Raw genomic sequence first — 14,003 nt, 5'->3', positions numbered from 1 at the left:
ATCATTGGTAATTTACAAATTTTACTTAAATTTGCACCTCCAAAATAGTAAGGATTTTAAAGATTAAAGAGATGAAAAAAGGAATACATCCAGAAAATTATAGATTAGTAGCGTTTAAAGATATGTCAAACGAAGACGTGTTTTTAACTAAATCTACTGCTGAGACGAGTGAAAAAATTGATGTTGATGGTGTTGAATATCCAGTGGTTAAATTGGAAATTTCAAGAACGTCACACCCATATTACACTGGTAAATCTAAATTAGTTGATACAGCAGGACGTATCGATAAATTCAAAACCAAATACGCTAAGTTTAAAAAATAAACTTAGACTACAGATATTTCATAAGCCTTCAGGATTTTCCTCGAAGGCTTTTTTGTTTTCTATAATTCATTTACTTTTAACGTCTAACACCAAGTTTGATTATGAATTACATTCTTTTTGACGGTCCATCGCGTAACAATCTGTTGCCTTTTACATTCACAAGACCAGTTGCAGATATTAGAGTTGGTATTCTCACCATTAGAGAAAAATGGGAAAATCAACTTGGTTTTACCATAACAACTTTAACAGAAGAGTACCTATCTGAAAAGTATCCAATGGTAGAGATGGATGAAAATGTAATGATTAATGCGTCTTACTTGCCAAATAAAAAATTGGTCGAAATCATAGAAGGACTAGAAGAAAATCAAGCCGTATTTTCAGGAGAAGATGTGATTGCGTTTTTCTCAAAAGATACGCAAGATGAAATTAATTTCGATACTTACGAAGCCATAGAGTACGACGGGGATGTTTTAAAAATCGAACATACTTGGGATATTTTTGCCAATAATGGGGAAGCCATCCAAGCCGATTTTGACTGGCTTACTCATGATAGAGAATCGCAATCCATACCAAGTACTTGCAATATATTAGGCGCACAACATATTTTTATCGAAGAAGGCGCCAAGCTAGAATTTACGACCTTAAATGCTAATTCTGGCCCAATATATATTGGTAAGGATGCTGAAGTTATGGAAGGCAGTATCATTAGAGGGCCTTTCGCTTTATGTGATCATGCAACAGTAAAACTAGGAGCCAAAATTTATGGACCAACAACGGTTGGACCACATAGTAAGGTTGGAGGAGAAGTTAATAATTCAGTGATTTTTGGGCATTCTAACAAAGGGCATGATGGATTTTTAGGGAATTCAGTGATCGGAGAATGGTGTAATTTAGGTGCAGATACCAATAATTCCAATTTAAAAAATAATTATGCCGAAGTGCGTTTATGGGATTATCAAACTGAAGGTTTTGCAAAAACCGGGTTGCAGTTTTGCGGACTCATGATGGGTGATCACAGTAAATGCGGAATTAATACGATGTTTAATACTGGTACAGTTGTTGGAGTTAGTGCTAATATCTTCGGAAGTGGTTTTCCTAGAAACTTCATTCCAAGTTTTTCTTGGGGAGGACATTCCGGATTTACAACATTCTTGACCAAAAAAGCGTTTGAAGTAGCCGAAGTGGTTATGAAACGACGAGATATTGAGTTTTCCGAAGTTGATAAAAGTATATTGGAACATGTCTTTGAAGAGACTAAAAAATGGAGAAAAAGTTAATCTAAATTCATAAAAACATGAAGTTTATTTGCAGTATCATTCTAGTATTGACACTAAATTTCGGGTTTTCCCAAACCTATACAATCAAGAACCTAAAACTTAACGACGATAAGAGCCAATATGGAGTCGTTTTCTACAAAGGCGATAAAGTATATTACACATCTTATATGCTTGATGACAGAAATCGAGCAAGACGTGATCACGACAAACGTTTGATTTATACAATATTTGAAGGTCAGAAAACCAAAGACGGTGAAATTATAAACCCCAAACAGTTTATCAAATCTGAAGATTTTGTATTCAATACCTCAAGTGCTGGGTTTAGTCCAGATGGAAAGTATATGTATGTCACGACCAATTTTATGAAACGTGGAAAGTCTTATAAACGAAAATTGAAATCCATTAACCTCAATATTCAAAGAGGCGAATATATTGTAGGACGTGGTTGGACTAACTTTGAGCCTTTACCATTTTGCGAAGCGAAATACAATTATGGTCACGCGGTTTTAAGTCCTGATGGATCCACTATGTATTTTACATCAAATGCACATGGAGCTCATGGTCAAACCGATTTATTTAAAGTAAATATTTTAGGAAATGGAGAGTATGGAGAAGTAGAAAACTTAGGCAAGAAAATTAATTCACCAAGAAGAGATATGTTTGCGTTTGTGAGTAAAGACAATGTGCTTTATTTTGCTTCAGATCGTGCTGGAGGTGTTGGCGGTTTAGATATCTATAGTTATGATTTAAAAGGTGACCCAGAGACCGAAAAACCTGTATTACTGCCTAAGCCAATAAATACAAGAAGCGATGATTTCTGCTATATCTTAAATGACGATATGACTGAAGGGTACTTTTCTTCACGACGACCAAAAGGTAAAGGTGAAGACGATATCTACTACTTCACTTTTGAGTAGATTTCTTGACTCGTTTTAAATCCAATAAATTAATCGGATTAATACCTAAACCAGATACGTTTTTACGCGTGAACCTTACAACTTCATCATAAAACAAAGGTACAACAGGTGTTTGTGACATCACTAGGCTATCCATTTTCGTATAGAGTGCTTCTCGTTCTTTTGTTTCTGTAATGGTAAACGCCTCTTGGTACCAAGTATCAAATTGTTCACTTTGGAAATGTGTGTAATTTGGCCCATTTGGTGCAAAATTCTTACTCGAGTACAAGGATAAATAGTTCTCTGCATCAGGGTAATCGGCAACCCAACTTGCTCTAAACATGTCTAATTTTCCATTGGCTTTCGCATCTTTTAAAGTCGCTGGAGGAATCACATCTACGTTAACTGTAATCCCAATTATTTGAAGTTCTCGTTGAATATATTCACAAAAACTTAAGTAATTACTTGTGGTTGTAATTGTAATCTCTGGATTTGAAATCCCTGTTTCACTTTTAAATTGTTGTACCAATTGTTTCGCTTTTTCTGGCTGAAATGTAAAGCCTATAGATTCATCGTAACCAGGTAGTCCCTTAGGAATAAATCCACCATAAGCTGGAATTCCGATACCATTACGCAAATAGATCATCATTTTCTGTTTGTCGAAACCGTAATTAACGGCTTGTCTCAGGGTTTGCGATTGCATTTCAGGAATTTTAGAATCCATAAAAAACCCGAGATATTCGGTATTGAGATATGGACCGCGAATCATATTGACATCTTCAGAATACTTATCACGTAAGCTTCCGCTAGCATTTAAAATTTCATCTTTATAAGACGCATCAAGTCCTGACACAAAATCGATATTGCCTTGTGCAAATTGAAGAAATTCACTTTGTTTATCGGGTAAAAAGGTAATGGCTACTGATTCTAAGTATGGCAATTGTTTTCCATCTGTATCCGTTTCAAAGTAATGATTGTTTCTTCGTAAAACGAGCTTTAAATTTTCTTCCCATCGCTTAAATTGAAAAGGTCCAGTACCAATAGGATGGGCTCTAAAATTACTGCTGTAATACTCTGTAATTTCCTTGGGAACCACCGAACAATATTTCATAGTTAACAATCCCAAAAATGCCGGAAATGGTTGCTGCAATTTTATTTGAAATACCGTGTCATTAATGGCTTTAAATGCCTCTACTTTATTGAGTGTCCATCGTCCAGGAGAAGCCACTTTTTTATCTAGTAACCGGTTAAAACTATATTCAAAATCATAAGCGCTTACTGTACGAGTGGAGTCTTTTCCGAAGCGTTCATGTTTATGAAAACTGACATCATTCCGAAGTGAAAACGTATAGGTGAGTGCATCTTCAGAAATGGTCCAATCTTTAGCAATACAAGGATGCACATTCAGATTTTCGTCCATTTGCACTAAACCATTAAACAATTGATTGATTGCCCAAATATCTGCATTGTCTTTAGCGAAAGCTGGATCTAGAGAGCCAATGTTTTTGTGTTCATTATAACGAAATACCAAATAATCTCTTGTGGAGTCGACATTATTTCCGCAGGAAAAGAGTAGGAAAAGCGTTAAAACACTTAAAATTAGCCAAGAAAATGTAGATTTATCACTTACTCGTTTTAGCATTTTGCTCATTAGTTGTAAATTTGCCAGTCTGTATTAGAAACGAGTAAATATAAATAGATTTCTGTGCTAACGGAAATTAAATAAGTCATGAATAAAAAAGTCGCATTTTATACCTTGGGTTGTAAACTCAATTTTTCTGAAACCTCTACAATTGCACGAAATTTTTCTTCGGAAGGTTTTGAGCGTGTAGACTTTAAAGAAAAGGCAGATATCTATGTCATCAATACATGCTCTGTAACTGAAAATGCCGATAAGCGTTTCAAATCAGTGGTCAAACAAGCGCAAAAGGTAAATCCGGATGCATTTGTAGCAGCCGTAGGTTGCTATGCACAATTAAAACCTCAAGAGCTGGCTGATGTAGATGGTGTGGATTTAGTGCTAGGTGCTACTGAGAAATTTAAAATTACAGATTATCTAAACGACTTGTCTAAGAATGACATGGGAGAAGTGCATAGTTGCGAAATTGAAGAAGCCGATTTCTACGTTGGGAGTTACTCGTTTGGAGATCGTACACGTGCATTTTTAAAGGTTCAAGATGGTTGCGATTATAAATGTACCTATTGTACAATACCTTTGGCTAGAGGTATTTCTAGAAGTGATGCTTTAGAGAATGTGCTTCAAAATGCAAAAGAAATTTCAGCAAAAAACATCAAAGAAATTGTACTCACAGGTGTTAATATTGGTGACTACGGAAAGGGAGAATTTGGAAATAAAAAGCACGAACATACATTTTATGAGCTTGTCCAAGCCCTAGACGATGTTGAAGGTATTGAACGTTTACGGATTTCGTCTATTGAGCCTAATTTACTTAAAAACGAAACCATAGAATTTGTTTCAAAGAGTAAGACATTTGTACCGCATTTTCATATTCCGTTGCAAAGTGGAAGTAACGAAATTCTTAAATTAATGCGTCGTCGTTACGTGAAAGAGCTCTATATAGATCGTGTGACAAAGATTAAAGAAGTGATGCCTCATGCTTGTATTGGTGTAGATGTGATTGTTGGTTTTCCTGGTGAAACTGATGAATTATTTTTAGAAACGTATAATTTTCTCAATGAATTAGATATTTCATATTTGCATGTCTTTACGTATTCGGAACGTGATAATACAGTTGCAGCTTCATTAGAAGGTATTGTGCCTAAAAATGTGAGAGCAAAACGCAGTAAAATGCTACGTGGATTGTCTGTAAAAATGAGGAGAGCTTTCTATGAGAATCAAATAGGAAGCACAAGAACGGTATTGTTTGAAGGCGAAAATAAAGAAGGCTATATTCATGGGTTTACTGAAAACTATGTAAAAGTCAAAACACCTTGGAATCCAGAATTGGTGAATACACTTCAAAAAATTCAATTAACTGAAATTGATACTGATGGTTTGGTGAGATTTGAATTTACACAAGTAAAAGTGATATAAAAAAATCCGAAGTTATTAGCTTCGGATTTTTTTATGCGTTATATTCTGATGCCTACAGGTAGCATCTTTTTATATTTTCTGTGTCTTCTAATAAATTTTGCGATTTCTGGGCTTGTTGGCACGACACTAATATTGCGTTCGGCTATGTTTTCAAAAACAAGCGTTAAAAATTCTTCTTCAAAGTCTTCGCTAGTAATTCCGTCGGGAATAATAAGTTTAGTTAAAAAGATTTTTCGATCTTGAAGAGAATACTCAATTTTTGCAAGTTCACCATCTACTTTTAGTTCAAATTGGCGTAAAAAGTCATTGTCCGTTAATTCAGCAGCATCAATCATAGTAATTTGTATTTAATTCAATGGTCGGTAGGGTGGAACTATACTTTTGCATAGTTTTGTAATGCAAATTTACGAAAAATTTAACAGATATTGCAAACCCATTACTTTAAATGCTTATGCAACAAGAAACTATACATGTATATCTTATGCCAGGAATGGCAGCGAATCCTACAATATTTGAACATATAAAATTACCTGAAGATCAGTTTGAAATTCATTGGCTTGAGTGGATGATTCCGAATAAAAAAGAAACACTTGAGGCTTATGCAAAGCGTATGATTAAAACGCATATTCATCATGATAATATTGTCTTGTTTGGTGTGTCTTTTGGCGGAATGTTAGTCCAGGAAATGAGTAAGCATATGAATTTACGAAAACTGTTCGTGGTATCGAGTGTGAAGTCTAAACACGAACTTCCAAAGCGAATGAAAGTGATGAAGTATACCAAGGCCTATAAGTTATTGCCAACCCAATTGGTGAGTAATATCGACTTTTTAGCCAAATATGCTTTTGGAGAAACTATAACTAAACGAATCGAATTATATAAAAAATACCTTTCGGTAAGCGATAAACAGTATTTGGATTGGGCTATAGAAAACATTATTGAATGGAATCAAGAGAATCCTAACGATCAAGCCATTTATATTCAGGGAGACAAAGATGCAGTTTTTCCACACTCTTGTGTTGGTGACTGTATTGTTTTAAAGGGCGGAACACATATCATGGTGATTAACAAGTACAAGTGGTTTAACGAAAATTTACCAAAACTAATTTTGGAAGAATCTTGATACAATCATTTAATTTTATACTTTTGATAAGCAGCCAATTAAAGGCTTTAATTAAATTTACCCCTAAATAAGAATTATTATGACAATTATTAAAAATATTTTAGCAGCTATTGGTTTACTATGTGTGTCTGGGCTATTTATTTTTGCAGTGCAGTCTGACAAAGCACCATCTGATAATGAAGTTACTGAGCCTTCAAAAATGATAAACGATTATAACGTGTATGCTATATCTGTCCCTGAGAACTTAGATTTTGCAGGAGAAGCAATGCCATTAGGAGATCCAGATATATTAGAACGTATGGATAGAGAGCTATTGGTTAATACCTATTGGCAATCTAATGGTTTGTTGATGTTTAAACGTGCTGAAAAGTATTTTCCTATTATAGAGCCAATCCTCAAAAAGCATGGTATTCCTGAAGATTTTAAATATTTAGCAGTTATAGAAAGCGGACTAACAAACGCTGTATCTCCAGCTGGAGCAAGAGGTGTTTGGCAGATTATGCCTGCAACAGGTCGCGAAAATGGTTTAGAAGTTAATAAAAATGTTGATGAGCGTTATAATCTAGAAAAGGCAACAGAAGTGGCTTGCAACTATTTACTAAAGTCTAAAGAAAACCTAGGATCTTGGACACTGGCAGCTGCGGCCTACAATGCTGGTAATGCTGGAGTTTCTAAACGATTAAAGGAGCAAGGCGTTTCTGAGTATTACGATTTATTATTAGGAGAAGAAACGGGTCGTTATTTATTTAGAATTGTTGCCCTTAAAGAAATATTAAGCCACCCAAAAGAATATGGTTTTAACTTTACTTCCGAAGATTTGTATAAACATATTCCAACCTACAAAGTAGAAGTAGATACTGTAGTTACAGACTTTACTAAATTTGCTCAGCACTATGGTATCAATTACAAAATATTAAAGATTCATAATCCTTGGTTAAGAGAGCCTAAGCTTAATAATAAGTCTAGAAAAAAGTATCTTATTGAAATTCCTAAAGAAGGCTACTATTCGGTAAAACCTTAATGGTTACTTTAGTTTAAAGTCGTAATAATTCCTTCGTTTGTTTTTTTGTCTTCAAAAAGAATCAACTTTATTTGTTGATGTGCAGACTTAAATGCTAGTTCAGAGTCGTCTTCATCCAAATTCGCTGTAAACTTTCTGTCTATGTTTAACAGACGTTTGTCTTCAGAGATATAAAAACATGTAGGCGCTCCAAATGAATGCTTATAAGGTTTGATAATGTGATTCGAATTATTTTCACGTTCATCTACGTAAGTTACAGTTACGAGCGAATTGAAATCACTTCCACGTTTTTTTGCAATAGATTTTGATGTCCAAAACAGTATAACAATATCTATTTGTCCTTTATACATTATGGACATTCTATTAATTGCTTCGATTTCTTTAGAATCTAGTTGTTCCCAAGCAGATTTTGTAATCAAAAGAAACGCATTTTCTACATTAGAAGTATTTAAGCGACCACCATTAGCCTTATTTAAAGTTATTTCTGAAATGTAACTTGATTTTAAATGGCTGTCGAATAAAGAATCAAAAAGGAATTCTGCATACTCTTTATCATCATTTTCTATGGCAATCTCAGATTGAGTCTTGTACGCTTTTAAATGCTTAGATATTTCATGCTCAAAGTAAGTCTTTGGCTCTTGTGAGAAAGCTAAAAACACTAATAAAGTCGCAATTATGGATAAATATACTCGCATGTCTAAAATCTATAAATTTTAGACAAAACTAGAGGTGTTTTACTTCTTGTTAAAAAATAGTCGTTAAAAGGCTATTAATTATAGAGAAATGAAGTGTTTGTGAACAATAATTCGATGAAACTAATGCTAGCATTAATTTTAGCGTTGTCTCATGTTACGGTTTCCGTAGTGTTGTTTAGGACCTTGAGACTTCTTCATGCCGTCTTTCATCATTTTAATCTGTTCGGTTAGGATACCTCTTTTGTCCAGCTTTTGAGCTTCATTTAAAAGCTGTTTTGCTTCTAATGGTCTACGCTTACTAAATGCGATTCCTGCTAAATTTAATTTAGCCATGGCTACGTCATGATCCATAGATAATCCTAGACCTAATGCTTTTTTGAAGTATTTCTCGGCTTCATTCATATTAGACTGTGAAACCATAACTCCATGGAGATAGTTGTAATAGCCTTCTTGCTTTTTAACCAAAGCACCAGATGGATTCTTTATTTTATTTAACCACTTTGTTGCACCTGGAAAATCTTGTTTTCTCAGTTTTAAAAAGGCCAATAAGATAAATTCATTTTTAAAATAAAGGAAAATGAAAATAAGTGATAATAGAATATACATAATTCCATTTCCTATATAGCCTTCTATAAATTGGTAGACGGCATAAGCTATAATAAGTACAGCGATTACGAGCTTTATATTTTTATTGAACATGTTTTTCTATTTTATAAGTGATTTTTGAGGTAATGCTTGTTGGTACTTCAAGGTTATTCATATTATGCATAATAGATTTTCCTTGCCTGTTATGGCTTTTATTTTCCCGTTTTTATACATAATCATTGATAAATCAGTACTTGTCAGCTGAGAAAATATTTTTCCTTCTATAGCATCATCAGCTATAGTATCTTCTGTATTGATATTACATAACTCACCAAATGGATTCGATGTAGCCACCTTTTTAAAGCGATCAAACTTGAACTTGATTTCATATGCACTATCGATAACACCTTGAATAATGAACGTTAAATCTCCCTCGAGAAGATTTTTTATTTCGTGTTTTTGATCATTCATATCTTTGACAATGTCTTGATTAACAACTTGGTGTGCTTTGAATTCGCTGCCAATCTCAAGATTGTAAGTTAAGTTAGTTTGTTCAGTTATGACGTTTGTCGTTATTATAAAAGCAACTAAAAACTTGGTTATAAATAACTTCATTTATTATTTAGTTTTAGAAGATACAAAGAAACTAATTTTTTGTCAATTTGTAGCTAGAATATGGGTTGATATAAATAACTAAAAATAATTTTAAATTTAGGTTTGGCAAAGTAAAAACTCTTTGTATATTTGCACCCAGTTTTGAGACAGCTCTAAACTTATAAAAAAAGAATATTAGTTTATAAAAATATAAGACAATGCCAAAAAGAACGTTTCAACCGTCAAAAAGAAAGAGAAGAAACAAACACGGTTTCAGAGAAAGAATGGCTTCTGTAAACGGAAGAAAAGTTTTAGCACGTAGAAGAGCTAAAGGAAGAAAGAAATTGTCTGTATCAACTGAAACTAGACACAAAAAATAATGATTAACAATTGTTAATATTTTAAAGGCGTTACTTAGGTGTAACGCCTTTTTTTGTATCTATATGTTACCTATTTTTGAATTTTAAAAAAAAAAATTGACATGCCAAAAAACGAAAAATTAAAATCTATCCTTATTATAGGCTCAGGTCCTATAGTAATTGGGCAAGCCTGTGAATTTGATTACTCTGGAACTCAAGCTTTGCGTTCGCTTCGTGAAGACGGAATTGAAACTATTCTCATCAATTCTAATCCAGCAACGATTATGACAGATCCAACAATGGCTGATCATGTGTATCTGTTGCCATTAACAACAAAATCTATCATAAAAATTTTAAAAGATCATCCTCAAATTGATGCAGTCTTACCAACGATGGGTGGACAAACAGCATTGAATTTGTGTATTGAAGCCGATGAAAAAGGAGTTTGGAATGATTTTGATGTAGATATCATAGGTGTAGATATTGATGCAATAAATATTACTGAAGATAGAGAGAAATTTAGAGAGCTCATGCTTGAAATAGGTATTGGTATGGCGCCTCAGGCTACTGCTAATTCTTTTTTAAAAGGAAAAGAAATCGCCCAAGAGTTTGGCTTTCCTTTAGTAATTAGAGCATCATTTACTTTAGGAGGTGATGGTGCAGCTATTGTTTATAAAGAAGAGGATTTTGATGAACTCTTAAGTCGCGGATTGGAAGTTTCTCCAATTCATGAAGTGATGATTGATAAAGCATTGATAGGTTGGAAAGAATATGAGTTAGAATTATTACGTGATTCTAATGATAATGTTGTTATTATTTGTGCTATTGAAAATATGGATCCAATGGGAATCCATACTGGAGATTCGATTACTGTGGCTCCAGCAATGACACTTTCTGATAAAACGTACCAAAAAATGCGTGATATGGCTATTCATATGATGCGAAACATTGGCGATTTTGCAGGTGGTTGTAATGTGCAATTCGCTGTAAGTCCAGACGAAAAAGAAGATATTATCGCTATAGAAATTAATCCGCGTGTATCACGTTCATCTGCCTTAGCAAGTAAGGCAACAGGTTATCCAATTGCAAAAATTGCAGCAAAGTTAGCTATAGGTTATACCTTAGTTGAATTGAATAACCAGATTACTGGATCTACTTCAGCTTTATTTGAACCAACTTTAGATTATGTGGTTGTGAAAATTCCGAGATGGAATTTTGATAAATTTGAAGGATCTGACAGGCGATTAGGCTTACAAATGAAATCAGTAGGTGAAGTTATGGCAATCGGTCGATCTTTTCAAGAAGCGCTTCATAAAGCGACACAATCTCTTGAAATTAAACGTAACGGATTAGGTGCAGACGGAAAAGGGTATAAGGATTATCAGCAGATTATTGATAAGTTAACCAATGCGAGTTGGGATCGTGTATTTGCGATTTATGATGCGATTCAAATGGGAATTCCACTGAGTAGAATTCATGAGATTACCAAAATTGATATGTGGTTCTTAAAGCAATATGAAGAATTACATGAACTTGAAAAAGAGATTTCGACATTTACTATTGATACTATAGAACGTGATTTGTTACTTGAAGGGAAGCAAAAAGGGTATGGTGACCGTCAAATTGCACACATGCTTAAATGTTTAGAAAGTCAGGTTTATAAAAAGCGTGAAGAATTCAATATCAATCGTGTTTACAAGTTAGTAGATACTTGTGCTGCGGAATTTAAGGCGCAAACGCCATATTACTATTCCACGTTTGAAAATAAAGTAGAAACTTCAGAGGGGAAGATAATTCCTGCCAATGAAAGTGTTGTTTCAGATAAAAAGAAAATCATCGTTTTAGGCTCTGGTCCAAACCGAATTGGGCAAGGAATTGAGTTTGATTATTGTTGTGTACATGGTGTATTAGCTGCAGCCGAATGTGGTTATGAGACCATTATGATTAACTGCAATCCTGAAACAGTTTCTACAGATTTTGATATCGCAGATAAGCTATACTTTGAGCCTGTTTTCTGGGAACATATCTACGATATTATACGTCATGAAAAGCCAGAGGGTGTCATCGTTCAATTAGGAGGACAAACCGCCTTAAAATTAGCCGAAAAATTAGATCGTTACGGTATTAAAATTATAGGAACAACTTATAAGTCTTTGGATTTAGCTGAGGATAGAGGGTTGTTCTCTAATCTTTTGATGGAAAATAATATTCCGTATCCTGAATTTGATATAGCTACCACTGCGGACGAAGCTTCGGCTATTGCAGATGTGTTAGATTTTCCAATCTTGGTAAGACCGTCTTATGTTCTTGGAGGTCAAGGCATGAAAATTGTGATTAACAAGCAAGAACTCGAAGAACACGTTGTGAGCTTACTTCGAAGAATGCCTGGAAATCAATTACTATTAGATCATTATCTTGATGGAGCTATTGAAGCTGAGGCAGATGCAATTTGTGATGGTGAAAACGTGTACATTATTGGAATAATGGAACATATTGAACCTTGCGGAATTCACTCTGGTGATAGCAACGCTACCTTACCGCCTTTTAACTTAGGAGAGTTTGTGATGCAACAGATTAAAGACCATACCAAAAAGATAGCGCTAGCATTAAATACTGTGGGATTAATTAATATCCAATTCGCCATAAAGGACGATATGGTTTATATCATTGAGGCAAATCCTAGAGCGTCGAGAACTGTGCCTTTTATTGCAAAAGCTTATGGTGAACCTTATGTGAATTATGCCACTAAAGTCATGTTAGGTGAGAAAAAAGTGACCGATTTTGATTTCAATCCACATTTAGAGGGTTATGCTATCAAACAACCCGTATTTTCGTTCAATAAATTCCCTAACGTGAATAAAAAGTTAGGCCCAGAGATGAAGAGTACAGGAGAAAGTATCTTGTTTATTGATAGCTTAAAAGATGATGAGTTTTACAACTTATACTCAAGACGTAAAATGTATTTGAGCAAATAGCATGTTTTTTCGATAAACGACTAGTTTTAATACCCTATTAATTACTATTTTAGCTAAAAATTTGAAAATTGCTAATATTGGAATCATTTTTGCAATCCTCTTTTGGATTGTCAATAGATTTTAATTGAAAAAATATACTATGAAAACAAAATTACTTTTATTATCATTATTGCTAACATCCTCGATGGTGCTATCGCAAGTCATGGCCAATCAGGTTGATGATTTTGATGGTACACTTGCTAATTGGACTATAGGAAACGCTGGAGTAGCCGCTACCCAAATAAGTAATCCTAGTGATGGAGGACCTAATGGTGCTGGTGATGCTTATTTTAGCTATGTTACTACAGGTTCAAATAATGGTCCAGGAAGTAAGATGTTAATTTTTAATAGAAACGCACAATGGTCTGGTAATTTTACGGCTCAGGGTATTGTTGCTATAAAAATGGATGTAAAGGCTACAGATGGTGATTTAGCACTACGATTTGGTGTTAGTGATCAAGATTCTAATGCTGCTGGTACACAAATTGTGACTACAACCCCAGTTGTTGTTACTGCTGGTTCTGGTTGGCAATCTGTTACAATTCCTATTTCTGCATCAGATTTTACTAGTTTAGGAGGAGCTTTAACTAATGCGCAAGTTTTGGCTAGCGTCGTTGAAATGAGAATTTTCAGTAATACAAATGTGGATTGGGTTGGACAAAATGGATTAAGAAGGATGGATCTAGACAATATCAATGCCTCTACAACATTAAGCACTCAAGACTTAAATACTCAAAACGGATTTGAGATATCTCCTAATCCTGCAACCTCAAAATTAAACATCAAATTATCACAGACTTTTGATAATGCTAATGTGACGGTTTATGATGTGTTGGGAAAGAAAGTATATTCTAAATCACTAAGTGCCATGACATCTTCAATTGATGTGTCAAAATGGAATACTGGTGTGTATTTAGTGAGGATTTCTTCAGATAAACAAACAATTACTAAGCGTTTTGTAAAACAATAATACTTATTAAAATAGTGTAAAAGCCCATTGATTTCTGATCATTGGGCTTTTTTATTGCGCTAATTTTACAAAGCAATTAAAAAAATCACTA

Annotated in this window: 14 protein-coding genes; 9 read left to right on the top strand and 5 right to left on the bottom strand. The window is 34.2% G+C overall.

The features are described from left to right. The first annotated feature begins 71 nt into the window (after window positions 1-71). The 3 genes from V7719_RS04915 to V7719_RS04905 all read left to right on the top strand — a co-directional run bounded on the left by V7719_RS04915 (window position 72) and on the right by V7719_RS04905 (window position 2,517). Window positions 72-323, top strand: coding sequence for a type B 50S ribosomal protein L31 (locus V7719_RS04915; RefSeq protein ID WP_335728757.1), 252 nt, complete (start codon window positions 72-74; stop codon window positions 321-323). Between the two features lie 101 nt (window positions 324-424). Beyond that, window positions 425-1,600, top strand: coding sequence for a GlmU family protein (locus V7719_RS04910; protein ID WP_335728756.1), 1,176 nt, complete (start codon window positions 425-427; stop codon window positions 1,598-1,600). Between the two features lie 17 nt (window positions 1,601-1,617). Beyond that, window positions 1,618-2,517, top strand: a complete 900-nt coding sequence (locus V7719_RS04905; protein WP_335728755.1) for a TolB family protein — start codon at window positions 1,618-1,620, stop codon at window positions 2,515-2,517. On the opposite strand, the gene V7719_RS04900 is transcribed toward V7719_RS04905, so the two are convergent. Beyond that, window positions 2,504-4,138 carry an ABC transporter substrate-binding protein gene (locus V7719_RS04900; RefSeq protein WP_335728937.1) on the bottom strand — a complete coding sequence of 545 codons (1,635 nt, stop codon included), beginning with the start codon at window positions 4,136-4,138 and terminating at the stop codon, window positions 2,504-2,506. The two genes, V7719_RS04905 and V7719_RS04900, sit on opposite strands and share 14 nt — an antisense overlap. A gap of 87 nt (window positions 4,139-4,225) precedes the next feature. Here V7719_RS04900 and mtaB point away from each other — a divergent pair, with 87 nt between their 5' ends. Beyond that, the gene (mtaB, locus tag V7719_RS04895) at window positions 4,226-5,551 is read left to right on the top strand and encodes a tRNA (N(6)-L-threonylcarbamoyladenosine(37)-C(2))-methylthiotransferase MtaB (RefSeq protein ID WP_335728754.1); all 1,326 of its coding nucleotides are present in this window, start codon (window positions 4,226-4,228) and stop codon (window positions 5,549-5,551) included. A gap of 38 nt (window positions 5,552-5,589) precedes the next feature. On the opposite strand, the gene V7719_RS04890 is transcribed toward mtaB, so the two are convergent. Beyond that, window positions 5,590-5,886, bottom strand: coding sequence for a GNAT family N-acetyltransferase (locus V7719_RS04890; protein WP_335728753.1), 297 nt, complete (start codon window positions 5,884-5,886; stop codon window positions 5,590-5,592). A 116-nt stretch (window positions 5,887-6,002) separates the two neighbouring features. Here V7719_RS04890 and V7719_RS04885 point away from each other — a divergent pair, with 116 nt between their 5' ends. Continuing rightward, a complete protein-coding gene (locus V7719_RS04885; RefSeq protein WP_335728752.1) occupies window positions 6,003-6,674 on the top strand; it encodes an alpha/beta hydrolase in 672 nt (223 codons plus the stop codon). Window positions 6,675-6,753: 79 nt separating this feature from the next. Then, complete coding sequence (locus tag V7719_RS04880; RefSeq protein WP_335728751.1) at window positions 6,754-7,695, top strand: lytic transglycosylase domain-containing protein; 942 nt, start codon at window positions 6,754-6,756, stop codon at window positions 7,693-7,695. Between the two features lie 8 nt (window positions 7,696-7,703). On the opposite strand, the gene V7719_RS04875 is transcribed toward V7719_RS04880, so the two are convergent. The 3 genes from V7719_RS04875 to V7719_RS04865 all read right to left on the bottom strand — a co-directional run bounded on the left by V7719_RS04875 (window position 7,704) and on the right by V7719_RS04865 (window position 9,590). Then, window positions 7,704-8,390 carry a hypothetical protein gene (locus tag V7719_RS04875; RefSeq protein WP_335728750.1) on the bottom strand — a complete coding sequence of 229 codons (687 nt, stop codon included), beginning with the start codon at window positions 8,388-8,390 and terminating at the stop codon, window positions 7,704-7,706. Window positions 8,391-8,528: 138 nt separating this feature from the next. Then, window positions 8,529-9,089 (bottom strand): DUF2892 domain-containing protein, encoded by a 561-nt coding sequence (locus V7719_RS04870; RefSeq protein WP_335728749.1) that lies wholly within the window; start codon window positions 9,087-9,089, stop codon window positions 8,529-8,531. Window positions 9,090-9,146: 57 nt separating this feature from the next. After that, window positions 9,147-9,590, bottom strand: coding sequence for a DUF6263 family protein (locus V7719_RS04865; RefSeq protein WP_335728748.1), 444 nt, complete (start codon window positions 9,588-9,590; stop codon window positions 9,147-9,149). Between the two features lie 197 nt (window positions 9,591-9,787). Between V7719_RS04865 and rpmH the strand changes: the two genes are divergently transcribed. The 3 genes from rpmH to V7719_RS04850 all read left to right on the top strand — a co-directional run bounded on the left by rpmH (window position 9,788) and on the right by V7719_RS04850 (window position 13,912). After that, window positions 9,788-9,949, top strand: a complete 162-nt coding sequence (rpmH, locus tag V7719_RS04860; RefSeq protein ID WP_091426250.1) for a 50S ribosomal protein L34 — start codon at window positions 9,788-9,790, stop codon at window positions 9,947-9,949. 101 nt (window positions 9,950-10,050) lie between these two features. Then, the gene (gene carB, locus V7719_RS04855; RefSeq protein WP_335728747.1) at window positions 10,051-12,903 is read left to right on the top strand and encodes a carbamoyl-phosphate synthase large subunit; all 2,853 of its coding nucleotides are present in this window, start codon (window positions 10,051-10,053) and stop codon (window positions 12,901-12,903) included. A gap of 139 nt (window positions 12,904-13,042) precedes the next feature. Then, on the top strand, window positions 13,043-13,912 hold the full coding sequence (locus V7719_RS04850) for a T9SS type A sorting domain-containing protein (RefSeq protein ID WP_335728746.1): 870 nt from the start codon (window positions 13,043-13,045) through the stop codon (window positions 13,910-13,912). Window positions 13,913-14,003 lie beyond the last annotated feature (91 nt).

Origin of the sequence: Psychroserpens sp. (assembly GCF_036960315.1) — a bacterium.
GTDB lineage: Bacteria > Bacteroidota > Bacteroidia > Flavobacteriales > Flavobacteriaceae > Psychroserpens.
The sequence above is the reverse complement of the archived record's forward strand: the minus strand, read 5'-3'. Positions and strand labels throughout refer to the sequence as shown.